The sequence below is a fragment of the Anaerotignum sp. MB30-C6 genome (assembly GCF_030908465.1).
Lineage (GTDB): Bacteria > Bacillota > Clostridia > Lachnospirales > Anaerotignaceae > Chakrabartyella.
This window is the reverse complement of record NZ_CP133078.1, coordinates 191,166-215,831: the sequence shown is the minus strand read 5'-3', so window position 1 is coordinate 215,831 and position 24,666 is coordinate 191,166. Positions and strand designations below refer to the sequence as shown.

Here is a 24,666-nt window from a genome sequence, read left to right as displayed (position 1 = left end):
CTTTACAACTCCCAAGTTACCCTAAGGCAAGCTAAATATTTGTGAAGAATGAAAAGTGTATAAACAAAAATCTGGAGTTTCCAGAAAAGCGCTAGAACTAACAAGAAAGGGTTTGAAATTATGACAACAGCAGAATTATGTATTATGATTGCCATTACCATATATTTGGCAGCTATGGTGGCCATCGGTATTTATTGGTCCAAAAAGAACGAAAACGTAGGAGATTTTTATTTAGGCGGGAGAAAACTAGGTCCCTTTGTAACAGCAATGAGCGCAGAAGCTTCCGATATGAGTAGCTGGCTTTTGATGGGCTTACCTGGTGTTGCATACCTTTCTGGTATTGCAGATGCAACTTGGACTGCCATCGGTTTAGCAGTGGGTACATATATTAACTGGCTCATCGTAGCAAAACGTATTCGTATTTACTCCCATGTAGCAGACAACTCCATTACTTTGCCAGATTTCTTCTCCAGAAGATATAGAGATGATAAAAACATTCTGATGAGTATTGCAGCAGTGGTAATTATTATCTTCTTTATCCCCTATACCGCTTCTGGTTTTGCCGCTTGCGGTAAATTGTTCAGTAGCTTATTTGGCGTAAATTATCATGCAGCTATGATTATCAGTGCAATTGTTATTGTAGCCTATACGGCAACCGGGGGCTTCTCTGCTGCCAGCACAACAGACTTGATTCAGAGTATGGTTATGACAGTGGCATTATTTGTCGTGGTATTCTTCGGTATTCATGTTGCTGGGGGCTTGGATTCCGTTATGGAGAACGCAAGAGCACTCCCTGGTTACTTAAGCATGACAGAGGTATATAGCGTTGCAGACCATTCCGCAGCCCCTTATGGTCCCTTAACGATTTTTTCAACATTGGCTTGGGGCTTGGGCTATTTCGGTATGCCTCATATACTGTTGCGTTTTATGGCCATTGAAGACGAGAGAAAGCTCTCTCTTTCCCGTCGTATCGCAACGATTTGGGTAGTAATTTCCATGACAGTAGCCGTTTTCATTGGTATTGTCGGTTATAGCATGTCTAAGGTTGGTGCCCTTCCTATTTTAGAAGGCTCCGCTTCCGAAACAATTATTGTACAGATTTCAGGGTTGTTGAGCCAGAGCGGCGTCTCCATGGCCTTCCTTGCAGGTATTATCTTGGCAGGTATTTTAGCGGCAACCATGTCCACAGCAGACTCTCAGCTTTTGGCTGCTTCCTCCAGCGTTTCTCATAACCTGTTGCAAAGCTTTTTAGGTATAAAAATGTCTGAGAAAAAGGCAATGACCGTTGCTAGATGCTCCGTAATCATAATTTCCATGATTGCTGCGTTTATCGCAAGAGACCCTAACAGCTCTGTATTTGGTATCGTATCCTTTGCCTGGGCAGGTTTTGGTGCTGCCTTTGGCCCTGTGGTTTTAGCTGCATTATTCTGGAAACGTTCCAATAGACAAGGGGTTTTGGCAGGTATGATTGTTGGTGGTGCAACTGTCTTTATTTGGAAATACTTGGTTAGACCCATGGGTGGTGTTTGGAACATTTACGAATTATTACCCGCATTCATACTGTCTTTAACTACAATCATTGTGGTGAGCCTTTTGACACAGGCTCCTGATAAAGAAATTACAGATGAGTTTGATCACGTAAAAGAACTTTGCAAAGGGAGAAGATAATCCCTAGTTAATTGAATAAATATAAAAAGACATGATAAAGAAATGATCATGTCTTTTTTATTATGAAACGCCTTATTTTAAAGTACAGAATATATCTCTGTGCAAAGTTTCTAAGTTAAGATTATGTTTCAAAACATAACCATTACTAAGTTTTTTAATTGTAAAAAACCAAAGTCGAAAATCATCACCATCCAAGTAAGCGGTAATTTACATAATCCGCCCCTAGAAGGAACTTAAAGCATAAACCTTGCCTTTGCTGCGCCAGATAGAAACAGCATTTCCTTTCATCTGATAAATATTTCTAAATTATAATTTAAGAAACACCATATACCATTTTCTCTCACCGCCATAGTTGATGCTTTTTCTTAAAACCAAAACCATTAAAACAAGCCCCTACTGTAAGAGCTAGGGGCTTCGATGTAATTACAACTTAATCAATGATTCTTCTCTTGCTTACTTACAATGTAAAATCCTTAAGGTACGATGAAATCTTATATAGCCGCTACTTTTTCTTCCAAATCCTTCTCAACGGCTGCCAACTTTTCTCTTGCAGAGTCCATATCATCAGCCTTTACCCCAATATAGAATTTCAGCTTGGGTTCTGTGCCAGAAGGCCTTACGCAAAGCCAAGTTCCATCCTCCAAGATATAGTATAGGACGTCGGAATGGGGCATTGTGCTTTTTTCCTCTTCTCCTGTTTGCAAGTTTCGGAAAATTTGTGTTTTATAATCTTTCGCCCAAACAACAGCTTTCCCACCAAAGGTCTTTGGATTTGTTTCCCGCAGGGTAGACATAATCTTCTGAATACGTTCCACACCTTCTAGGCCCTTTAGTGTAATGGCCTTTACCCCGTCCAGATAATAGCCATACTTTTCATAGAGTTTCTCCACGCCTTCATACAAAGTCATGCCCTTTTTCTTATAAAACACCGCCATTTCGCAAATAAGCAAAGTGGCCACCACGGCATCCTTATCCCTGGCATGGGTTCCTGCTAAGCAACCATAGCTTTCTTCAAAGCCAAAAAGGAATGCATAATCACCTGTTTTTTCAAATTCCGTCATTTTCTCACCAATAAATTTGAAACCTGTTAACACATCCATTTTTTTCACACCATAGTTATCACAGATAGCCTGAATCATTTCTGTGCTTACAATGGTTTTAATGACAACGCCATTTTTGGGTAAAACACCCTTTTCAGCTTTTTGAGACAAAATATACTCTGTCAACAATGCACCAATCATATTACCTGTTAAAACAACATACTCACCCTTGTCGTTCTTTACCATTGCCCCTACTCGGTCACAATCAGGATCTGTCCCTACGATGACATCCCCATTTTTCTCTTCCGCCAATTTTTTTGCCAAGGTGAATACTTTAGGGTCTTCGGGGTTGGGATATCCAACCGTTGTAAAGTCCCCATCGGGCTGCTCCTGCTCGGGAACAACAAACACCTTCTTATATCCCGCCTTTTCCAAAACACGGCGTACAGGCAGGTTTCCTGAACCGTGGATGGGTGTATAAACAATGGAAATGTCATCACCCCTGTGACCTACAACCTCTGGGCAAATACGCTGGGCTAAAACTTGCTCATCATAGCTGTTATCAACCTCTTTGCCAATTATGCCATAAAGGCCTTTTTCTTCCGCTTCCTTACGCTCCATCCAAAGAACTTGTCCGTATTCGCTTACTGCATTTACTTCGTCAATAATTCCCTTGTCACGGGGCGCAACCACCTGTGCACCATCTGCCCAATACACTTTATAACCATTGTATTCTGGGGGATTATGGCTTGCTGTGATGACAATGCCCGCCGTACAACCCAAATGCCTAACAGCAAAGGAAAGCATGGGCGTAGGACGCAAAGAAGGGAATACAAAAGCAGGAATACCGTTGCCTGCTAAAACCAAGCCTGCCATTTGGGCAAACTCAGGAGACATATGTCTGGAATCGTAAGCAATGGCTACGCCCTTTTCCCCTGTTCCCTGTTTTTTGATATAATTGGCCAGTCCTTGGGTTGCCTTGCCTACGGTGTAACAATTTAATCGGTTGCTCCCTGCACCGATGATTCCACGCAAGCCCCCTGTACCAAACTCCAACTCTTTATAAAATCTTTCTTTCATTTCTTTATCATCTTCAGAAATACTTCGTAACTCCGCCTTTGTTTCTTCATCGATCGAAGGATCTGCTAACCACTGCTGGTATCTTTTTATGTGATCCATGCTCTCGCCTCCTCTTACTCTTTCTCCAATTCAACCTTCATATAAGTGGAACTGCTATTTACTAAAATGGTAGTGAAATAAGGCTCATATCCACTCCTGTCAACCTCCATGCTATAACTTCCATAAGGCAGGTTTAATTCTATGGGAGCAAAGCCCATTTCCTTGCCATCAATATAAATCTGTGCATTATCTACGTTCGCAGAAATCACAACCGTGCCAAATTGTATGTCTTGTTGTAAATTGGCATCAATAGACAGGGTATCTGTATCTAATACCACATGCTGACTCCACTCGGTATAGCCATTTTTCAAAATCACAACGTCATATTCTCCCATGGGCAACACAGAAGGCACCGTACTGTCAACCAAGGTACCATTGATATAAAGCTTGTAGTCCGTTACATTGGCGTTAATAATCAAAACGCCCACCTTTTCCTGGGCTTGAGAAAGGTCATACACATACACTTCCCCAGTCTCTACAAAAATACTGTCCGTTCTTTTTTCAATATTATCCCCAGAGACAGTAATGGTATGGGTACCTTCTTTCACTGGGATACGCTCCGCCTCTTCCAAAGGAACCTCATCCTCTTCATCCAGTTTAAACATACCATTTACAATATTGTCCTTATTTTCAATGGAAATATACCCATGATACTCTGCCACATCTACGGCCCAAACAACGTTTTCATAGCTTTTTAAAACCAATACATCGCAAGGCTCCAATTCTTTGGGGCTAATTTCTTCTTGGTTATACAAGAACATAGCCTCCTTTCCATATTTGAACGCCTTCCCATTCTCACCCAAAAGTTGATTGGAAGCAATATCCGGTGTCAGCCCTGTTATTTCTTGAACTTGAATCTCTCCTCCAAAATTTAGCCTTTGCACGCTCTTTCCATCTCTACCAAGGCTTACTAAAACAAGGTCACCCGTATTGAACTGTACTTCAGGCGTAATTTGTCCCTGGGCGTTGGTTATCACCGTTTCTTCCGTAATATCTATACTTTTATTCACATCATGCTTTATATCGTAAACAATCAGCTCTCCCCCATCCAGTACACCTTGAATCAGTACAGGAACCTGTGATTCGGGCAAATCATTCCTGTTACCCGCGGGGAACATCCCCCGCACCAATGCAAAGCAGGCAATGGCCACAACCACTGCCACCGCCGAAATAATGGTAACTGTTTTTTTATTAAAAAAAGGCTCGTCCCCATGATCGTCGGGCATAGTCCCAGAGGGAACCGACGGTATTTTTGCCATATGTTCCTCAGGGGATTGGTCGAACTTTTCCGACTCAAAGGCATCCAAAAAAGCGTCCTTGTCCCCCAAATCATCCTCTGTCTTGTCTTTTTCCAGCTTTTTCATTTCTTCATTTATATCATCTAATCGTATGGTTTGATCAAATTCATGGTCATCTTTTTCAAAGTGATAGTCTTTCATAAGCTTCTCCTCCTTCGGGGAATTTTCAGACGCACCTAACATACATTTTATACGTTTCCCTTGTAAGTTGCAAGAAGGAATTCTCAAAGCTTATCTTGCATAACACCCTGAAAAAAGCAGAAAAAAACAAAAGTCCTTTCCCCATAGAAATCTAGCTACGGCAAGTAAGGACTTTTTGTTTTTAGCCAGACCATGATTAGACTTCCTGAATAAAATAAAATAATTCCCTTGCTCTACTTTCTTCCTCCACAGCCAATGCCAAGCGCTCTTGCATGGCGGGAGATACACAAGCTCTTCTTTTGTTATAATACTCATTCACTAATCTTAAAAACTTTTCTGGATAGATTGTCAGTGCTTGGAGTAGCACTTTCTCCCTTTCTTCCAGGGAATTTTGCTTTTGATAGGCCGCAAGCATTTCTTTTACTCCATCTTTATCGCCATCGGTTTTTTTCATATAACGCTTTAAGTATGCCGCCAAGTCCAACAAGGGAATATCACTGTTACAGCCCTCAAAACCGCCTACAAACAATCTCCCGTCATCCCCCAACCTTAGGTTTTCCCCTTTGAAGCTATGATGGCAAAAGGCACCATCTTTTTCCACCTTATCTGCCAATACCGGATACTCTGCTTTTTGCAAAAGTTCCTCTGCCTGCAATGTCTGCTCCATATAGGTATCATAGTTATCAATCACCAACAGGTCTATGGCGTCATAACCGCTTTGGCGTTGAATGCGACGCTTAATTTTTGCAAGCTCCACCCGCCTTTTGGAAAACTGCACCGGCAAACGTTCTTTGTCCAGTTGAAAATATGTACTTTCTAAGCCCTTTGCACAATGATGCATTTTGCCTAAGGTCTCCGCCCCTTTTACAAAAGGCGACTTCCCATCCTCTTCCAAGGGCGTAGTCGGCAAAAGCTCCTCCAAAACATATAGGCTTCCATCCTTGGCAAAACAAGGCTGTCCGTCCATGGTATTATAAAACCTACTGATGACAGTGAATCCATTTCGATAAAGACATTCCTTAACATCATGAGCATATCGAATGCTATTCATTCGTTCTCTTGCCTTTTTCAATTCTCTGAGTCCTTTGTCCGTCTTGCAGACAAGACCTGTTCGAGTGCGTGTTCCGCTATAAAAACGCAGACCATAGCCCTCCCACAATATTTTTTCGTACATGTCCTCCATATCCATTCCCCCTGCCGATTACGGACAAAACATTTCTGTACCATTCTATGGGGTTACTCAGGAAAATATCCGTAAAAAAAGAAAAACTCCCAATTTTAGGGAGTAAAAAAATGCAAAAGAAAAGCAGAACAACCTAGAATTCCTCTAAGCCACTCTGCTTTCTATAATGCGCCCTCAGAGACTCGAACTCTGGACCCACTGATTAAGAGTCAGTTGCTCTACCGACTGAGCTAAGGGCGCGCACTTATTGACTGCAAAAAATATATTAGCACTACTTGATTCATTTGTCAACCGCTTTTCAGATATTTTTACAGATTTTTTGAGTTTTTTATTCTTCTTACCTAAATCGCCTCATAAACTATTTTTTTGCCAGCATTGTAAAAAACTGCGATAGTTTCTTTTTGTAAATTTATCATTTATGTTATACTCTTACTGTAGTATAATGAGATGTCTATTTCATCCCATGAGGGTGGATCATCCCCCTTCTTAGGGGAAGGAAACAGCAATGAAAACCATATCCTGAAAAAGCAAGGAATCCCCTTTCTTTTTTGAGGATATGAGATAATAATTCTAATCCAACAATAGAAAATTTTCGTAGAAAACCTATGTAAAAAAATCTACATTGGTAAGACCTTGTAATATGAATTTGGTGCACTAGCAGCCATACCCTATAAATTCAGGAAAGCGAAGAAGAACTAACCCTTTTAAAGGAGAAATGATTATGTTTTCAAATACATTACCCCAAGATGTTTTATATATTTTAAAAACCCTAAATCAAGGGGGGCATGAGGCTTATATCGTAGGTGGTTGTGTCCGAGACAACATCTTACACAACATCCCAAAAGATTGGGATATTACCACTTCTGCCCAGCCAGAAGAAACAAAAAGCCTCTTTTCTCGCACCTTTGATACAGGCATTCAACATGGTACCATAACCGTGGTTTTGAACCATACAAATTATGAGGTGACCACCTATCGGGTGGAAGGAAAGTACGAAGACTGTCGCCGCCCTAGTAGTGTTTCCTTCACCAAAAACCTTGAGGAAGACTTGCTACGCCGAGACTTTACCATGAACGCCATTGCATACCATCCAGAAGAAGGCTATCAGGACCCTTTTCACGGTATGGAGGACATTCAGAAAAAAACAATTCGAGGTGTGGGGGAGCCTGCTTTGCGTTTCCAAGAAGATGCCTTGCGAATGCTTCGCTGTGTACGCTTTGCTGCCCAGTTGGGCTTTAACGTAGAGGAAGAAACCTACAATGCCCTTATGGAAAATATAGAGTTGATCAAAAAAATCAGCGTGGAACGCATCCACGACGAAATGGAAAAGTTGTGGCTTTGTGAACACTATGAAAAAATACCCCTCCTTTGGGAAAGCGGGTTATTGACGGAAATAGACCCTCTCCTTGCTTCTAGGCTGATGGCAAGAGCAGATACCTTTATCCATGAACTACGTCAAACCCCAAAGAATTCTATTTTGCGTTGGGCAATGGTTTTGCAAGAGTATCCCCTTCAAGAAGCAAAAACATTTTTGAAAAAATTAAAGTTTGACAATGACAGTCTAAAACGCATTTGCCTTTTGATAGAACATATAAACCAAGATCTTCCTACAGAAGGATATCCTTTGAGAGTATTAGCAGGAAAATTGGGAATCGAGGCAGTTGAACAGTTAATTACCTTGCAATCCATTTTACGACCCACCTCGTCTTTTCGACAGTCCCACCTGTGCTTGAATAAAATCTTAGCTGATGGTGACTGCTTAAGCTTAAAGGAGTTGGCGGTAGATGGGCAAATGCTAATGAAAATTGGCGTTCCAAAAGGAAAGGAACTGGGTACTCTCTTAGCTAACCTTTTAGACTATGTTCATGAAAATCCCCATTTCAATGAAAAACAGATTTTGTTGGACAAAGCCAAGGAGCTTATGCAATGATTTGCAGGAAGATAAAAGCAAACAACCAGCCTTCAAGGCTAATTTTTTACCCACAAAAATCAGAGGACATATAACACGCTTTTTAATTCGGAAAAATAAAAGGAATAGTAAAGCATTCTACTTGTGCCTTCACTCCACAGCCTGTTCACTAAACTTCATAATTCGTATCGTTTCTTAAATTCGTTTACACATAGTAAATAAAAGCCGTCCCGCTAATCTAAAATCAGCTGGACGGCTTTTCGTCAATTGATTACTTCTTTTTTTGGTACAACACGAAAGAAAACTTTAACCCATTATCTTCCTGCACTTCCCCTTCCTCTACTACTTCCCACTCAGGAAGTTCATCCAAATTAGGGAAGTAGGTGTCTGCTGGGAAGGTATCCTGAATTTTGGTTACATAAGCTTTATCGCACAAAGGCAAAAGCTGTTTATACACACTTCCACCCCCAGCAACAAAAACTTCTTTCTCACCAAAGCCCTTTAATGCTCTAGGTAAATCCTCAATATTATGGCAAAAGGTAACACCTTCTGCTTCATATTCCAAATTTTTGGTTAATACAATGTGATCCCGATTGGGCAAAGGCTTTTTATTGGGAAAGGACTCTAATGTCTTTCTGCCCAAAATCAATACATTTCCCGTAGTCATTTCACGAAAACGCTTTAAATCTGGGGAAATACGGCGTAACAAGTCGCCATCTTTGCCGATACCCCATTGGTTGTCCACAGCTACAAGTATATTCATATTAACACCCCTATCAAATTGCCACAGGAACTCTGCCGATGGGCTTTCCATGCTGATAATCCTCTACAATAAAGTCATCCACAGTAAAATCGTAGAAGTTCTTCACTTCAGGATTTAAGCGTACTTTGGGCGCTGGGAATGACTCCCTTTGAATTAATTCTTCAATCATAGGAATATGTCTATCATAAATATGCATATCACTAATAACATGAACCAGTTCTCCTGCTTTTAAGCCACTCACTTGGGCAAACATCATTAAAAGGGCAGAATATTGAACCACATTAAAGCTATTTGCCGCCAGAGTATCCTGGGAACGCTGATTCAAAATTGCATTTAATTTATCACCTACCACGTTGAAAGTCATGCTGTACGCACAAGGTTCTAAGCCCATTTCCGACAAATCCGCAAAGTTATAAATATTTGTCATGATACGGCGGGAATATGGCGTATTTTTCAACTGCCACAAAACATTATCCACCTGGTCCATGGTGCCGTGTTTGAATTTATAGGGCACCCCAAGCTGGTAACCGTAAGCCTTACCAATAGAACCATTTTCATCCGCCCAAGAGTCCCAAATTTTACTGTTTAAATCATGAATATTGTTAGATTTCTTCTGCCAAATCCAAAGAATTTCGTCAATGGCCACCTTCCAATTAATTAACCTTAATGTCAAAAGGGGAAATTCTTTGGAAAGGTCATAACGGTTCACAACCCCAAAGGTTTTTATCGTATATGCAGGCTCTCCGTCTTCCCAATGAGGACGAACCTTTTCATTTTCAGTGGAAAATCCATTGTTCAGTATTTCCGTACAATTTTTTATAAAGATATCATCTGCTTTGCTCAAGTTACCTTCCTCCTATCTATAGATTTCTTATGGTTATGAAATCTGTTTTTTATTATAAAGGAATTATAGGCCTTTTTCCACCTCTTTCATGAAAAAAATTCTGGACATTTCTTTCGGTACCTAACAATATGGACAGATAGAATTATTTTTTTAAAAAAACGTTGTAAATATTGCCTAGTAATACAAAATGTGGTAAACTCCAATTAACGATGCAAAAAGCAATTGTCCGCTTATAGAGGACACGCATCGACATAAACTATATTTTGTCCTTGAGTGGACGAAAAAGACTAGGGAGGTCGTAGTATTATGAAAAAAATTCTTGCTTTAACTATGTCAGCTGTGCTGATGTTGTCCATGGCAGCTTGTACCAGCAGCCCCTCTGATGACAGCGCAGCAAATGACGCACCTGCTGCAGCAGGAGTCGCTATCGAAGGCGACACAATTAAAATCGGCGTTTTTGAACCTACAACTGGCGAAAACGGCGGCGGCGGTATGCAGGAAGTTTTGGGTATGCGTTATGCAAACCAAGTAAACCCTACCGTTGATATCAATGGCACTACATATAATATTGAGTTAGTAGAGGTGGATAACCAATCCGACAAAACAGCAGCCGTTACAGCAGCTCAATCTTTGATTAGCTCCGGTGTTGTTGCCGTTCTTGGTTCCTATGGCTCCGGTGTTTCCATCGCTGCCGGCCAGACTTTTGCTGATGCACAGGTGCCCGCTATTGGTGCTTCTTGCACAAACCCTCAGGTAACCCTGGGCAATGACTTCTACTTCCGTACTTGCTTCTTGGATCCCTTCCAGGGTACTGTAATGGCTTCTTATGCAATCGAACAGGGCTATACAAAAGCAGCTCTTGTTAGCCAGAACGGTGACGACTATTCCACAGGTCTTGCTGCATTCTTCCAGCAGGCATTTGAAGGAATGGGTGGTACTATCGTTGCAAACGAAACATACCAGACAAACGAATCGGACTTTAACGCAATCTTGACATCCATCAAGGCTGCAAACCCTGATTGTATCTTCGCTCCTTCTTCCATCGCAACCGCTACATTGCTGTTACCTCAGGCTCAGGCAAACGGTATCACAGCTCAGATTATCGCCAGCGATACATGGGAAAACGAAACAATCATCGCCGCTGCAGGCACAGCTGCTGAAGGCGTTGCCCTCTCCACATTCTTCGATGAACATGATGAAACAAACCCTGTTGCAAAAGAGTTCGTTACAGGATTCAAGGCTTACTTAAACGGCAACCCAGAGAACCTCACATTAAACGGTGGTTCCGACGGCGTTGCTGCAGTATCCGCTTTGGGCTATGATGCATATATGTCCGTATACGAAGCTTTAAAAGCTTTAGACGGTGCCCAAACTCTGGACTCCGTTTCACTGCGTGACGCATTAAAGACAGTTTCCTTCAACGGTGTAACTGGTGCAATCTCCTTCGATGAAAACGGCGACGCTGTAAAGAACGTAGCTTACATCAAGCAGATTAAAGATGGCAAGTTTAACTTCGTTAAAACCCAATCTGCTGAATAATATGAACTTAGGGAAAAATATTCCCATGGCACAAAACAATTCGCCGGGAGGAGTTTACCTCTCGGCGCTTTTTCTGTTAGCGTGGCTTGCAAAGGTTTGCAAAGGATACAAAGGATTTTACAAAAGATGCTTTCCCTTTTTAAACCTTTCCAAGCCGCTAAACCAACTATTTTTGTCTGGAGGTCATAACCATGACAACAAACGCATTTTTACAATATTGCCTAACAGGTATCTCTATTGGCGGCATTTATGCCTTAATTGCCATTGGCTATACCATGGTATATGGTATTCTTCGCTTAATCAACTTTGCCCATGGTGACATTTTCATGATGGCAGCCTATTTTATGATTTTTTCCATGGTAAACTTTGCTTTGCCTTGGTACATCGCAATCATCGTCGTAATCACCGCCACAATCGCACTGGGCGTTATCATTGAAAAATTGGCCTATAAGCCCCTACGAAGTGCACCTCGTATGTCTATCATGATTTCTGCTATTGGCGTTTCTTATTTCTTGCAAAATGTGGCTACATATTTATTCTCAGCTTTGCCAAAGCCCTATCCAACCATCGGTTTTTTAACAAAAACCATTACAATTGGCGGCATTTCCACCTCAGTGGTTACCTTCATTACCCCTATCTTAACCTTGGTCTTTGTTTTTATCCTGATGCAGCTAATCAACCATACCAAAATCGGTATGGCAATGAGGGCCGTTTCCAAGGACTTTGAAACCTCCCAGCTGATGGGAATTAAAATCAATCGTGTGATCAGTTTCACCTTCGTGATCGGCTGTTTACTGGCGGCAATCGGTTCTATACTATATTTTACACCTCGCCCATCTGTATACCCCCTTGCTGGCTCTTTACCCGGATTAAAGTGCTTTATCGCAGCAGTATTCGGCGGCATCGGTTCTATCCCTGGGGCGGTATTAGGGGGATTTATCATCGGGCTATCTGAAACATTTATCAAAGCCGCAGGCTATTCGGAATTCAGCGATGTATTTACGTTTATTTTGCTAATCGTCATCCTACTGATTAAACCAACTGGTTTATTCGGTGAAAAAATAACTGAGAAGGTGTAAAACATGACAGAAAAAAAGAAAACTCAATTTAATATCCTTTTTTCCGTGATTGCCCTTTTAGTATGTGCAGGAATCTTATTCTATGTAAACAACTTTACAAAGCCTAACTTTATGCTTCGTACCGTGTTACAATTAGGCGCAATTTATGCACTGGTGGCAGTCTCCATGAACTTATTAAACGGCTTTACAGGCCTATTTTCCTTAGGTCAGGCTGGCTTTATGGCAGTTGGTGCTTATACCTTTGCCATTTTTACCATCCCTGTCCAAAGCCGAAGCGGTGTTTATTATCTTTACGGTGTTGCCGATTGGCTTTCTACGATGCAGGTGCCCATATGGGTGGGCCTTGTTTTGGCAGGCTTGGTTGCGGCGATTCTTGCGGCCATGATCGGCGCCCCCGTCCTTCGATTAAAAAGTGACTATTTCGCCATTGCTACCTTAGGCTTTGCGGAAATCGTTCGTATTATCGTTGGTAGTACCCCCATGAACAAAATTACAAACGGGTCTTTGGGCTTAAAATTAATCCCCAAGTTCCCTAACTTCTATTTTCCTTTTATCGTGGTGGGCATTTGTATTCTAATTGTGACCCTACTCATTCGCTCTTCCTACGGGCGTGCTTTTAAGGCTATTCGTGAGGATGAAATTGCTGCCGAGGCAATGGGTATCAATTTGGCAAAGCATAAACAGCTTTCTTTTATTATTAGCTCCTTTTTTGCTGGTATAAGCGGTGCATTAATGGGTATGTACTTAGGAGCAATTACCTCCACAACCTTCAACATCCTCTTAACTTACAACATTTTGCTGATTGTAGTAATCGGCGGTATGGGCTCTATTTCAGGAAGTATCATTTCTTCTTTCCTCGTCATTGCAGCAAGAGAATGGTGGCTACGTTTCTTAGATATGGAAACATATATCGGAGACTTTAAGGTTCCTCTATTAAAAAGCGGCTTCCGTATGGTTGTATTCTCCGTCATCTTGATGATTGTCGTTTTATTCTTCCGCCGTGGCATCATGGGTATGAAAGAGCTAAATTGGAACTTCATCATAAATCGGTTAGACAAAAAGAAAAAAGCGGGGGGTGAAGGCTATGAGTAATAAAGTCCTTTCCGTACAAGATGTAACCATGCAATTTGGCGGTGTAGTCGCCGTAAATAACCTTACCTTAGAGGTACATAAAGGAGAAATTGTTTCTCTCATCGGGCCCAACGGTGCCGGGAAGACAACGGCATTTAACGTGATTACAGGGGTTTATTCCCCCACCAATGGTGCCGTGGATTTCGAAGGGAACAATATCATTTCCAACTTTCCCAAAGGGAAGATGGAAAAAATGTATGCAGGGGAAAACAAGGGAAAATATAAAAAAACATTAGAACCCACGCCAGATAAAATAACAAGACTCGGCATTGCCCGTACGTTTCAAAATATACGTTTGTTTAAAGAGTTAACGGTTTTGGAAAATGTATTAATCGCTAAACATATGCGCATGAAAGCCAATGTATTTACTGACACCTTCTTACTCAGTTGGAAGGAAGAGAAAAAAATGAAAGAAGACTCTTTGAAGCTTTTGCGTATTTTAGATTTGTATGATTTAAAAGACGAAAAGTCCAGCTCCCTTCCCTACGGTAAACAGCGTCACTTGGAAATTGCCCGTGCTTTGGCCACCAACCCCTCCTTGCTTTTATTGGACGAACCTGCGGCAGGGCTGAATCCACAAGAAACCGATGAATTGACAGAGTTTATTAGAAGAATCAGGGATCAATTCAACCTTACTGTTTTCATGATTGAGCATCATATGAATTTAGTAATGGATATTTCCGATCGTATTTATGTAATCGACTTTGGTAAAATGATCGCCACGGGCACACCCAATGAGATTCAAAACAACCAGAAGGTTATTGACGCATATTTGGGGGTGGCTGATGATGAGTAATATTTTAGAAATAAAGGACTTGGTTGTTTCCTACGGTGGCATTGAAGCTGTAAAGGGCATTCATTTAACGGTTCCCGAAGGGGAAATCGTAACCCTAATTGGTGCAAACGGTGCCGGAAAGTCCACCACATTAAAGTCCATTTCCGGCTTAGTAAAGCCTAAGCAAGCTTCTATTTTTTATAAAGGAAAAGAAATTGTTGGGCAGTCTCCCGACTTCATCGTTTCCCAAGGGATTACCTTGGTTCCAGAAGGCAGACGGGTTTTCCCAAACCTTACAGTAATGGAAAACCTAAAAATTGGTGCTTATTTACGTAAGGACAACTTAAAGGACGACTTGGAATATATCTTTAAGCTCTTTCCTCGTCTAAAGGAAAGAGAATGGCAGATGGCAGGTACTCTCTCCGGAGGTGAACAGCAAATGCTGGCCGTTGGCCGTGCTTTAATGAGCAGACCAAAGGTCATTATGATGGATGAGCCATCCTTAGGCCTTGCCCCTTTGGTGGTAAAGGATATCTTTAAAATCATTCAAACCATCAACAAAGAAGGCATCACTGTTTTACTCATTGAGCAAAATGCAAATATGGCTTTAAAAATTGCCCATAAGGCTTACGTGATTGAAACGGGGACTATTACCATGGAAGGTACTGGGGAAGAACTTTTAGCAAATGAAAAAATAAAGCAAGCGTATTTAGGAAAAACAAAATAAAATAAACTCCCTGTGGTTTTTTATAAAAAGAAACCCAAGGGAGTTTTTATTTTTCTATCTTTTTCTATCCTCATTGACTCTCGTACCTGCAGCATAAGTCCCCCTATGGGAAACCGCCGTTATAGGTTAAGCCTAGATTCCTTCAGGGGCATGAATATAAGGAACATCCACCGCCCATAGCTAAAAGAAATGATTCGTCTTCGAAAGTAATCTAAGAAATAAAACGAATTCATTTCTCCCCTTCCTCAACACCTTTGCCATCAAGAATAGCACCATCTCGGAAAATTAAGGCAACCCAAACCAGGTGAATTGGGGTGAATGTAGCCATGTATCAATGGCATATGGCCTAATTCTCAAAATATAGCCCCAGAGGTGCATTTCACGTCTTAGCTAGTCATTTATACCTTTCAACGAAGAGAAGCCTTTACAGGGTGCTTTAATTGGAAATTAGCCTTCTTGTAAACTGAGGATGGTTCCCTTTTGACTTTAATAGGCTTCAATTAAGGCTATTATGCCAACAAGGTGGCTTTAGTATTGTCAACTAACGCCAAAGAAATCTATGTGAAAATTTAAACGAAAAATTGTCCCCTCTCCTTCCAAAAGACTCCATTTAAATCTTATGCCCTTGCCATTTTGTACCACGGTATCGGGTAATGAAAAAGGCAGATCTCACACACCAATCAATAATCATAGAAACCCAAACACCAAATAACCCCATTTCAAAGTGTACGCCCAAAATATAGCTAAATGCAATTCGGAAAACCCACATGGAGAATATGGACCACACCATACAATACTTCACATCGTTTGCGGCACGCAGGGTATTGGCCAAGGAAAAAGACTCTGGCCATATCAGGATGGCGCAAATACCATGAAGCCATGAAATTTGTGTGGCCAATCCTGTCGCTTCAGGTGATAACTGATACAAGGCCAAAATCCCTGGCAATACCAAAAGAATGACAAAGTTAAATATAAAAATTAGGAAGTGGGTGAGCTTCAAAATTTTTTGGGTATAGTACCTTGCCATTTCGTAGTCTCTTGCACCAACACAACGGGAAACTACGGTAATGAGTGCCATACTTACCGCCATTCCCGGCATAATCTGGAATGTTCCAATAATATTACCAACCGCATTTGCTGCAATGGCCGCAGTTCCGAAAGTGGTAACCAAACTAAGCACTAAAATTTTCCCCAGCTGAAACATACTACTTTCAAAGCCGTTTGGGATACCGATAAACGCTATTTTTTTCAAAAGCTCTTTATCCAAACGAAAGGAAAATGGTCTAGATAAATGAAGGGTATGTTCCTGACCACGCAGCAACAAAATAATCCCCAATGCAGCGATAATACGTGATGCCAAGGTAGCAATGGCAGCACCTTTCACGCCCATAGCAAAGCCATATATCAAGACAGCATTACCACCTACATTGACTGCGTTCATCAACAAGGAAAGATACATAGGCACCTTTGAATTTCCCATGGAGCGAAAAATGGCCGCCCCCGCATTATACAGGGCGATAAAGGGAATAGACGCCGCAACATACAGCAAATATGTTTTTGCGCTTTCCATAACGTTACTTTCAATTTTTCCAAAAACATTGAGCAAAATAAAATCTTTCGCTATATAAATCCCACCCGTTATGATAACAGCAGAAATGGCTGTAAAAAGCACAAGCTGATCTGTTGCTCGACACGCCTTTTGGCGGTTGTTTTGCCCCAAATATTGCCCTGCAACCACTGCTCCACCTGTGGCAAGGGCACCAAATAAATGAATTAGTAATACAATGATGGTATCTACCAAAGAAACGCCAGAAACTGCATGCTCCCCTACGCTGGCCACCATTAAGGAATCGCACAAACCTACCAAAATAGCCAGTAGCTGCTCTATAAGCATAGGAACGATTAGCCTCTTTAAGTCCCGATTGGTAAACATATAACTCTTCTTATCTACTTGTTCCATAAAAATTTACCCCCCCAAAAATGTAAGGAGCTTTGTCCTCTTTTAAAAATAAATCAATAACACTGAAAAATATCCAAAAATTCTCTTTTTAGGAAATAATGATTTCGTATCATTGAAAAATCTCACTTCGACTAAATAAATAACGATACTGCACAATAAACTAAAAGCAAGGCCATAATGACATTTAAAATCCTTCTGTTTTTTTCAAAAAAACTTCGAAAAACGGAACCAAAAAGAACCCAGCATCCGCAACAAAGCAACACCACAATCCAGTTAAACCCTAAAACCAGCAAAAATGCCTCGACTGATTGATAGTATGGAAAAACGAAATTTGTAATTAAGGTGATACCGAACAATAAGCCTTTGGGATTTACAAATTGAAGTATCACAGCTGTGCTAAATGCCCGAGTATCCAATTGGCGGGCTTTTTTCTTTTCTTCTTTAGGCTTGTCCCTCCAAATAATCCAAGCCAAATAAAGTATGTATCCTGCTCCTAAAACTGTCATTATGTCTACAATTTTAGGTATGTATCGGTTTAAGAATAGATTAGATAATATGCAACAAATTAAAATCAACGAAAATCCCGTTGCTACCCCTGCACAAAAGGGCATGCTTTTTTTTACACCGTATTTCGCACCATTATTCATACTCATAATATTATTCGGGCCCGGCGTAATGCACGAAACGAAAACATAGGATACAAAGGCAAAAACATGAACCACAGAAGTTCCCCCTTTTTATAAAATAAAAACTGCTCTAAACAGAGCAGTTTTCTCAGTATTAATCTTCTAAATCAACCTTTGGTTTAATGGGTAATCCATTGGATAGCTGGTGCAACTCGCTTTCCTCACAGTACATTTCATTTATCTTATACAGCAAAGTCATCAAGCTATCTGTAAGGTGTACATTTTCCACCAAGACATCTTCGGGCACCTGTAAATCAACATGGCTAAAATTCCACATACCCTTTACGCCCCACTTTGCCAGATCGTTTGCAACCTTTACTGCCTTGGAGCGAGGCAAAGTAAGAATTGCTACATCTACACTGTTGTTTTTCACATATTGCTCCATCTGATCAACGTCGTATACCTCTACGCCACGGATGGTCATACCGATTAAACGAGGATTGGTATCAAAAACAGCTTTAATTACAAAACCTCTTTTTTCAAAATTGGTATAATTTACCAAAGCCTGCCCGATATTTCCCCCGCCGACTACGATCATATTATACAACCTGTCCAAACCCAATATCTTCTTAATTTCATTATGAAGATACTCAACATTGTAGCCGTAGCCCTGCTGTCCAAAACCACCAAAGTTATTTAAATCTTGACGAATCTGTGACGCAGTAATGTTCATTTTTGCACTCAGTTCTTTTGATGAAATTCTCGTAATATCGCTCTCCAAAAGATCGCCCAGATAGCGGTAATATCTAGGTAGCCGATTAATAACCGCCGGCGAAATTCTCTTTTCACTATCCATTTTATCCATATCCTCTCCGTGTCAACTTAAACTCAGTATAGCACTCCTGTTATTTTATTGTCAACAATAACTCTTTTAATATGAATCCTTTTCTGATATTATTGTAGTTATATCCCCAGAAAAAACGGAGGACAATCATATGATACTAGCATGTAAACAGTTACACAAAGCCTACGGCATTGATGTGATTTTAGACAAAATCACCTTCCATTTGGAAGAAAAGGAAAAGGCCGCCATCGTAGGCGTAAATGGGGCTGGAAAAACAACTTTGTTCCGTGTATTAACAGGAGAAATTTCTGCTGATGGCGGTGAATTTTATATTAAGAAAGATGCTACCCTTGGATATATGGCCCAGAACCAACAAATCGAAAGCGAACGCACCATTTATCAAGAAATGCTATCTGTTTTTGAGAAAATATTGGAAACTGAAAATCTTCTTCGTGAAATGGAGAAGGAAATGGGATATCTTACGGGGCAGGGATTAGCCGATAAGATGGAGGAATACGCTCGTTTACAACACTTTTTTGAGCAAAGCGACGGGTACAGCTACCAAAGCCGCCTACGAGGTGTGTTAAAAGGTCTGGGCTTTAGTGAGGCAGACTTCAACCGCCCTCTCACCCAACTTTCAGGTGGGCAAAAAACTCGTATCTATCTTGGCAAGCTTTTACTTTCGAAGCCGGATATTTTGCTTTTGGACGAGCCTACCAACCACTTGGATATTGCATCCATTGAATGGCTGGAGGACTTTTTGAGGGGCTACGAAGGTGCTGTATTAATCATATCCCACGATCGTTACTTCTTAGATAAAATTGTCACTAAAGTAGTGGAAATCGAAAACAAAAAGTCTAATATTTACAACGGGAACTATAGTTTTTATACCCAACAAAAAGAATTTAATAAAGAGGTTCAGCAAAAAGCTTTTGATACTCAACAAAAGGAAATCAAGCGTCAGGAAGATGTCATTCGCACCCTCCGTGCTTTTAATCGGGAAAAATCCGTAAAACGTGCGGAGAGCCGAGAAAAAGCGTTGGATAAAATAGATCGGGTGGATCGCCCCGATTCTTTACCCTCCCATATGCGTTTAACCTTAACACCCCTGATTACCAGTGGCAACGATGTACTTCATACGGAAGACCTTTCCAAGTCTTACGGCGGAAATAAAATATTTCAAAATGTAAGCTTTGATGTCAAACGTGGGGAAAAAGCTGCAATCATCGGGCCAAATGGCGTGGGAAAATCCACTTTGTTTAAAATGCTCCTGCGGGAAGTTTCAAGCGATTCCGGTATCGTCCGCTTTGGCACCAATGTCCACACTGGATACTATGATCAGGAACAGCAGATGTTGGATGAATCTAAGACCATCTTTAATGAAATTTCAGATACCTACCCTAATTTAACAGCAGGGCAAATCCGAAACGTTTTAGCCGCCTTCGTATTTACCAACGACGATGTGTTCAAGCCCATTTCCGCTTTAAGCGGTGGTGAAAAAGGCCGTGTTTCTTTAGCAAAAATTATGCTTTCCAAAGCCAATTTGCTTATGTTGGACGAGCCTACAAACCATTTGGACATGTATTCAAAGGAAGTATTGGAAAACGCTTTAAACTGCTATGAAGGAACTGTAGTCTATATCTCCCACGACCGTTATTTCATGAATAAAACGGCAGAAAAAATTCTGGAATTAACGCCTGATGGTGTTGTGCAGTACGCAGGGAACTACGATTACTACTTGGAAAAAAAGGCTGAGCAGGCTCGAAATGAAGAGGAAAGGGCAAAAGAAATGGGGACTATTTCCACCTCTACCATTCCGGCAAATGCCAGCGAAACAAAGGCTGACTGGCTCAAACAAAAAGAGCAGCAGGCAGCAGAAAGAAAGTTAGCAGGAAAAATTTCTCGTTTGGAACAAGAAATCGAAGAAACAGAAGGGGCCATTGCCAAGGCAGACGAGGATATGGCTGCAGCCAGTGCAGACTATGCAAAAGCCCAGGAAATTTTTGAAGAAAAAACCATACTAGAAGAAAAATTGGAACTGCTCTACTCCCAATGGGAGGAACTTCAATAAACAAAGGAGGAAATTCGATGAAGATTTTGTTTGTATTGGCATTATTTGCAATGTTCATGCTTTTGGGAGCAGGCAGTATTCTGGGAGCAAATAGCCAGATTGTTTTTTATTTGGTGATGCTGGTCATGGGTATTGGTCTTGCCTACTACGCCCACTGGTTTAAAAAATTTGCACAGAAGGTGAACTCCATTTTACCTCTTATGGAAACTGACCCAGACGCTTATATTGCAGAAACGGAAAAACTGTTGGAAGGTAGACGTGCCAACAATATCCGTTCCATGTTGATGATGAATATTGCTGTTGCTTATATGGAAAAAGGGGATTATGTAACAGCAAAGCAGAAATTAAAAAGCATCAATGGTGGTGCATTAAAAAAAGCCAATGGTGCCGTATATTTCCTAAACCTGACTTATGTCATGATTCACTTAGGGGAAAATGAACAAGCTCTTGATCTGATTAAGAAATTCAAAAAACGTTTCCTTAGCCTTCCCATGGGGGGAAATCTACCCCGCTTAAATGCATTTATACAAATTTTTGAGGCCATGGAAAATGACAAATGGCACGAAGCAACGGAACAAATGAAAGAAGTGAAAGAAAACTGGCCAGATAAAGTTACTGGTGTTGACTATACTATCTTGGAAAAACGCTTAGAAGAACACAACGGCTCTTTACAAAAGGTTCAAGCATAATAAAAGGCTGTAATGGAATCCTCCATTACAGCCTTTTATTCACTCAATTTACTTTGCCTTTCAGGACAACTGAAATTGGCCTCCGAAAAATTATTCGCCTTTATTTTCTAAATATCCATTAATATCAGTTAAAAGCTTGTCTATTTCCATGCCGTGTACCATGCTAGCTTCTTCTAATGTTTCAGCAGCAGCGGAAGGGCATCCAACACAGTGCATGCCGTTCTCCATCAAAACTGCACCAACACCTCTATCCATCATTAAAAGTTCACCAATTGTCATATCCTTTGTTGCTTTCATGTTTTATTCCTCCTTTGAAAAATTTAGTTTATGTTATGTATCCTGCCACAAAAAAGAATTTTCAGCGATATTGTTTCTAAAAACAACTGGAAATTTCTTAAAACTGGCTTTCAGGAATATCCAAAACCAGTTTGCGGCAAAATGGGCAAATTTTTCCCATTAGTTTAGCGCCACCCATATAGCTTTTGGCCAATAGATATTCTTGCTTTTTCCCTCTTTCATCTTTCCCTTTCCACATGAAGTATCTTCCCGATTCCACATAGCCTTCTGTCATTTCTTCACCACAAAAAGGGCATTTCATACCATCATCTCCTATTCTAATTCCAAAGCAGACCCAGGGACCCTTTTAAAGCCTTTGGCCTTACCGTCTTCGAAATGAAAAATTAGATACTCTTCCTCGCCATCTTTATTGATGCCAAAAAATCCTTTCGGTGTACCTAAATAGTATAACAAGGCTTCTTCCCTTTTTTCATTTGGCTCTCCAAGGTATCCAACCAATTCCTCCTCTGAAAGACCCTCAATAATGTTACGATCCAAGAAGTCTTTTACAATGGCTTGTCGACTGTTTCCCTCATAGTTTACCCACTTTTCTGTAGTAAATGCTTTTCTACTGTTTAAAACTTGGCCGCCAACGAAAGCAACGACCACGCAAAAACCAAGAAAGACTAAAAGTAGTTTGTCCTTTTTGTTCATAGGCTTACCCTCCTATTATGAAATCCATTTGAATCCCTTAAAGTAACGCAATACAACCTTGCCTAAAATTGCATCTGGATCTACAAACTGATTTTCCCAATAGCGGGAATCCAAAGATCTGTTTCGGTTATCCCCCATCATGAAGTACGTGCCTACTGGCACTTCATAGGGACCGAAATCCCCCTGAGTAATTTCTTTTATATAAGGCTCATCCTGAACCTCACCGTTAATATAAACGGCTCCATCCTTCACTTCTACAACATCGCCACCCACACCGATGATACGCTTTACATAAAGGGTTTTACCCTCGGGATCATCAGGGTAACGGAATACAGCAACATCCCCACGCTGTGGTTCATCAAACCAATATGACGTACGAAGAGCCAAAATACGGTCCCCAGTCATAATGGTGTTTTCCATAGAGCCTGTGGGAACTTGTGCGTTCACAATTAAAAATGTGTTCACCAATCCTGCCAATACCACAGCCAAAAGGATTGTTTTTATCCAACTGATAATTTCTTTTCTTACCGTACCGCTCACATAGCCATCTCCTTTGGGACGTTATTTATTTTAGGAATCCGTTAATAATTTGAGACTCCGCCTGTTTCTCTGTTAGGCCTAATGTCATCAGCTTTGTCAGCTGATCCCCGGCGATTTTGCCGATGGCCGCCTCATGAATTAACGTTGCATCCACGTCATTTGCAATAATTTCAGGCTCTGCCGCCACAATGCCGTTATCCATAATAATGGCATCGCATTCAGAATGACCATAACAAGCCTTGTTTCCGCAAAGTTTAGAGCGGAACAGCTGTCTAGAACTGTCTCTGGCAACAGAACGGGAAATGAGCTTTGCACTGCAACCTTCGCCATCTAAATCCACGTCAAAGGATGTTTCTGCATACTGCTGACCGTGGGTCATAATTTTTTCTTTGATTACAACCGTAGCTCCTGCCGCTAATTTTGCACTAGAGATTCGCTTTGTAGAGTCAACACCCTTTAACTGAACTGTATCCATCTCAATAAAACTGTTTTCCTCTGCAATAATATGAGTTTGGGGGTTAATTATATTCTGACCGCCCCCCTCCCCTTCGCCAATATGCTTTTCCACATATTTAATCCTTGCATTTTTGCCAACAAAGAAACGATGAATCCCATCATGCTGAGAAACGCCACTACCGCAGTTGTGGATACCACATCCAGCAACAATGGTTACGTCTGCATCCTCGCCGATGTGAAAATCGTTATAAACCAAATCATGCATATCCGTTTCAGAAATCAAAGCGGGAATGTGTACACTTTCATTCTTTGTGCCAGGCTTAATAATGATGTCTATACCAGAACCATCTTCTTTAGAAACAATCTGAATGGTTTCAGTGGAGTTTCTTCCTGCACTTTTGCCGTTGCTACGAATATTAAATGCCCCCGCAGTAGGGATATTGCCAATTCCCGCTACTTCAGCAAGCAAGTTTTTGATAACATCATTCAACATGGTGCTGTGCCTCCTTAAAATATCTGCAACCGGATTCCACGCCAAATAATCCGGGCAAAACTTCCTCTTTTGTGCCAACCTGTGCTACTTGTCCACCACTGATAACTACAACCTGATCGGCAATATTTAAAATTCGTTCCTGATGGGAAATAATCAAAATAGAGCCTTTGATTTCCCCATGCATTTTCTCAAAAACATCAATTAAGTTTTTAAAGCTCCATAAGTCAATGCCTGCCTCTGGTTCATCAAATAAAGTAACCTTTGTTTTTCTCGCCATAACCGTTGCAATCTCAATACGTTTTAATTCCCCGCCAGAAAGACTGCTATTTACCTCACGGTCAATATAGTCCTTGGCACAAAGGCCAACTTCTGCCAAATATTCGCACGCTGCGGCTGTGCTTAAATCTTTGCCGCTGGCAAGGGTAATTAAATCCTTTACAGTAACACCCTTAAAGCGTACGGGCTGTTGAAAGGCAAAGCTTACGCCTGCATTGGCACGCTCGGTAATGCTCCAATTGGTAATATCCTGTCCATCCAACAAAATTTGCCCGCTATCGGGTTTTTCAATCCCTGCAATGATTTTTGCCAAGGTGGATTTCCCACCACCATTGGGGCCTGTAATTACCACAAATCTTTCATCCTCAATAACCAGGCTGATATTTTTCAATATCTCTTTTCCATCGGCTGAAAAAGAGACGTTTTTTAATTCTAACATTTCCCA

Annotated in this window: 23 protein-coding genes and 1 tRNA gene; 9 read left to right on the top strand and 15 right to left on the bottom strand. The window is 41.0% G+C overall.

The features are described from left to right. Nucleotides 1–120: 120 nt before the first annotated feature. Complete coding sequence (gene putP / locus RBQ60_RS01010; RefSeq protein WP_307884745.1) at nucleotides 121–1,668, top strand: sodium/proline symporter PutP; 1,548 nt, start codon at nucleotides 121–123, stop codon at nucleotides 1,666–1,668. A gap of 491 nt (nucleotides 1,669–2,159) precedes the next feature. Here the strand turns inward: putP and RBQ60_RS01005 are convergent, their stop codons facing one another. The 4 genes from RBQ60_RS01005 to RBQ60_RS00990 form a co-directional block, all read right to left on the bottom strand. Continuing rightward, nucleotides 2,160–3,887: a phospho-sugar mutase gene (locus tag RBQ60_RS01005; protein WP_307884744.1), complete on the bottom strand. Its 1,728-nt coding sequence runs from the start codon at nucleotides 3,885–3,887 to the stop codon at nucleotides 2,160–2,162. A gap of 14 nt (nucleotides 3,888–3,901) precedes the next feature. After that, complete coding sequence (locus RBQ60_RS01000) at nucleotides 3,902–5,326, bottom strand: PEGA domain-containing protein (protein ID WP_307884743.1); 1,425 nt, start codon at nucleotides 5,324–5,326, stop codon at nucleotides 3,902–3,904. Nucleotides 5,327–5,522: 196 nt separating this feature from the next. Next, nucleotides 5,523–6,509, bottom strand: a complete 987-nt coding sequence (locus tag RBQ60_RS00995) for a hypothetical protein (RefSeq protein WP_307884742.1) — start codon at nucleotides 6,507–6,509, stop codon at nucleotides 5,523–5,525. A gap of 167 nt (nucleotides 6,510–6,676) precedes the next feature. Next, nucleotides 6,677–6,749: transfer RNA gene (locus RBQ60_RS00990), tRNA-Lys, on the bottom strand. Between the two features lie 481 nt (nucleotides 6,750–7,230). Here RBQ60_RS00990 and RBQ60_RS00985 point away from each other — a divergent pair. Further along, the gene (locus tag RBQ60_RS00985) at nucleotides 7,231–8,439 is read left to right on the top strand and encodes a CCA tRNA nucleotidyltransferase (RefSeq protein ID WP_307884741.1); all 1,209 of its coding nucleotides are present in this window, start codon (nucleotides 7,231–7,233) and stop codon (nucleotides 8,437–8,439) included. A 250-nt stretch (nucleotides 8,440–8,689) separates the two neighbouring features. Here RBQ60_RS00985 and RBQ60_RS00980 read toward each other — a convergent pair whose 3' ends face one another. Further along, nucleotides 8,690–9,181 (bottom strand): dihydrofolate reductase, encoded by a 492-nt coding sequence (locus tag RBQ60_RS00980; RefSeq protein WP_307884740.1) that lies wholly within the window; start codon nucleotides 9,179–9,181, stop codon nucleotides 8,690–8,692. A 13-nt stretch (nucleotides 9,182–9,194) separates the two neighbouring features. Next, on the bottom strand, nucleotides 9,195–10,025 hold the full coding sequence (gene thyA, locus RBQ60_RS00975; RefSeq protein ID WP_307884739.1) for a thymidylate synthase: 831 nt from the start codon (nucleotides 10,023–10,025) through the stop codon (nucleotides 9,195–9,197). A 306-nt stretch (nucleotides 10,026–10,331) separates the two neighbouring features. Between thyA and RBQ60_RS00970 the strand changes: the two genes are divergently transcribed. The 5 genes from RBQ60_RS00970 (at nucleotide 10,332) to RBQ60_RS00950 (ending at nucleotide 15,276) form a co-directional block, all read left to right on the top strand. Then, entirely contained in the window at nucleotides 10,332–11,564 is a 1,233-nt protein-coding gene (locus RBQ60_RS00970) for an ABC transporter substrate-binding protein (RefSeq protein WP_307884738.1), read from the top strand. Between the two features lie 191 nt (nucleotides 11,565–11,755). Next, nucleotides 11,756–12,643, top strand: a complete 888-nt coding sequence (locus tag RBQ60_RS00965; protein ID WP_307884737.1) for a branched-chain amino acid ABC transporter permease — start codon at nucleotides 11,756–11,758, stop codon at nucleotides 12,641–12,643. A 3-nt stretch (nucleotides 12,644–12,646) separates the two neighbouring features. Beyond that, the gene (locus RBQ60_RS00960; protein WP_307884736.1) at nucleotides 12,647–13,735 is read left to right on the top strand and encodes a branched-chain amino acid ABC transporter permease; all 1,089 of its coding nucleotides are present in this window, start codon (nucleotides 12,647–12,649) and stop codon (nucleotides 13,733–13,735) included. Next, the gene (locus RBQ60_RS00955) at nucleotides 13,728–14,570 is read left to right on the top strand and encodes an ABC transporter ATP-binding protein (RefSeq protein WP_307884735.1); all 843 of its coding nucleotides are present in this window, start codon (nucleotides 13,728–13,730) and stop codon (nucleotides 14,568–14,570) included. The genes RBQ60_RS00960 and RBQ60_RS00955 overlap by 8 nt, the downstream gene beginning before the upstream one ends. A gap of 1 nt (nucleotide 14,571) precedes the next feature. Beyond that, nucleotides 14,572–15,276 (top strand): ABC transporter ATP-binding protein, encoded by a 705-nt coding sequence (locus tag RBQ60_RS00950; protein WP_307885958.1) that lies wholly within the window; start codon nucleotides 14,572–14,574, stop codon nucleotides 15,274–15,276. A 610-nt stretch (nucleotides 15,277–15,886) separates the two neighbouring features. On the opposite strand, the gene RBQ60_RS00945 is transcribed toward RBQ60_RS00950, so the two are convergent. The 3 genes from RBQ60_RS00945 to RBQ60_RS00935 form a co-directional block, all read right to left on the bottom strand. Then, on the bottom strand, nucleotides 15,887–17,236 hold the full coding sequence (locus RBQ60_RS00945; RefSeq protein WP_307884734.1) for an MATE family efflux transporter: 1,350 nt from the start codon (nucleotides 17,234–17,236) through the stop codon (nucleotides 15,887–15,889). A gap of 131 nt (nucleotides 17,237–17,367) precedes the next feature. Beyond that, the gene (locus RBQ60_RS00940) at nucleotides 17,368–17,958 is read right to left on the bottom strand and encodes a LysE family translocator (RefSeq protein WP_307884733.1); all 591 of its coding nucleotides are present in this window, start codon (nucleotides 17,956–17,958) and stop codon (nucleotides 17,368–17,370) included. Between the two features lie 58 nt (nucleotides 17,959–18,016). Then, nucleotides 18,017–18,718, bottom strand: coding sequence for a redox-sensing transcriptional repressor Rex (locus tag RBQ60_RS00935; RefSeq protein WP_307885957.1), 702 nt, complete (start codon nucleotides 18,716–18,718; stop codon nucleotides 18,017–18,019). A 139-nt stretch (nucleotides 18,719–18,857) separates the two neighbouring features. Here RBQ60_RS00935 and RBQ60_RS00930 point away from each other — a divergent pair, with 139 nt between their 5' ends. Together RBQ60_RS00930 and RBQ60_RS00925 are read left to right on the top strand one after the other, a co-directional pair. Then, nucleotides 18,858–20,777, top strand: coding sequence for an ABC-F family ATP-binding cassette domain-containing protein (locus RBQ60_RS00930; RefSeq protein ID WP_307884732.1), 1,920 nt, complete (start codon nucleotides 18,858–18,860; stop codon nucleotides 20,775–20,777). Between the two features lie 17 nt (nucleotides 20,778–20,794). After that, nucleotides 20,795–21,466 (top strand): hypothetical protein, encoded by a 672-nt coding sequence (locus RBQ60_RS00925; protein ID WP_307884731.1) that lies wholly within the window; start codon nucleotides 20,795–20,797, stop codon nucleotides 21,464–21,466. A gap of 90 nt (nucleotides 21,467–21,556) precedes the next feature. Here the strand turns inward: RBQ60_RS00925 and RBQ60_RS00920 are convergent, their stop codons facing one another. From RBQ60_RS00920 to RBQ60_RS00895, 6 genes are all read right to left on the bottom strand, one after another. Continuing rightward, entirely contained in the window at nucleotides 21,557–21,763 is a 207-nt protein-coding gene (locus RBQ60_RS00920) for a DUF1858 domain-containing protein (protein ID WP_307884730.1), read from the bottom strand. Nucleotides 21,764–21,860: 97 nt separating this feature from the next. Beyond that, nucleotides 21,861–22,064: a PF20097 family protein gene (locus RBQ60_RS00915; RefSeq protein ID WP_307884729.1), complete on the bottom strand. Its 204-nt coding sequence runs from the start codon at nucleotides 22,062–22,064 to the stop codon at nucleotides 21,861–21,863. 11 nt (nucleotides 22,065–22,075) lie between these two features. Then, complete coding sequence (locus tag RBQ60_RS00910; protein ID WP_307884728.1) at nucleotides 22,076–22,456, bottom strand: hypothetical protein; 381 nt, start codon at nucleotides 22,454–22,456, stop codon at nucleotides 22,076–22,078. 15 nt (nucleotides 22,457–22,471) lie between these two features. Next, nucleotides 22,472–22,996 carry a signal peptidase I gene (lepB, locus tag RBQ60_RS00905; protein ID WP_307884727.1) on the bottom strand — a complete coding sequence of 175 codons (525 nt, stop codon included), beginning with the start codon at nucleotides 22,994–22,996 and terminating at the stop codon, nucleotides 22,472–22,474. 25 nt (nucleotides 22,997–23,021) lie between these two features. Beyond that, a complete protein-coding gene (locus RBQ60_RS00900; RefSeq protein ID WP_307884726.1) occupies nucleotides 23,022–23,945 on the bottom strand; it encodes a SufB/SufD family protein in 924 nt (307 codons plus the stop codon). Beyond that, the gene (locus RBQ60_RS00895; protein WP_307884725.1) at nucleotides 23,935–24,660 is read right to left on the bottom strand and encodes an ABC transporter ATP-binding protein; all 726 of its coding nucleotides are present in this window, start codon (nucleotides 24,658–24,660) and stop codon (nucleotides 23,935–23,937) included. Before RBQ60_RS00895 ends, RBQ60_RS00900 begins: the two co-directional genes overlap by 11 nt. Nucleotides 24,661–24,666: the final 6 nt, after the last annotated feature.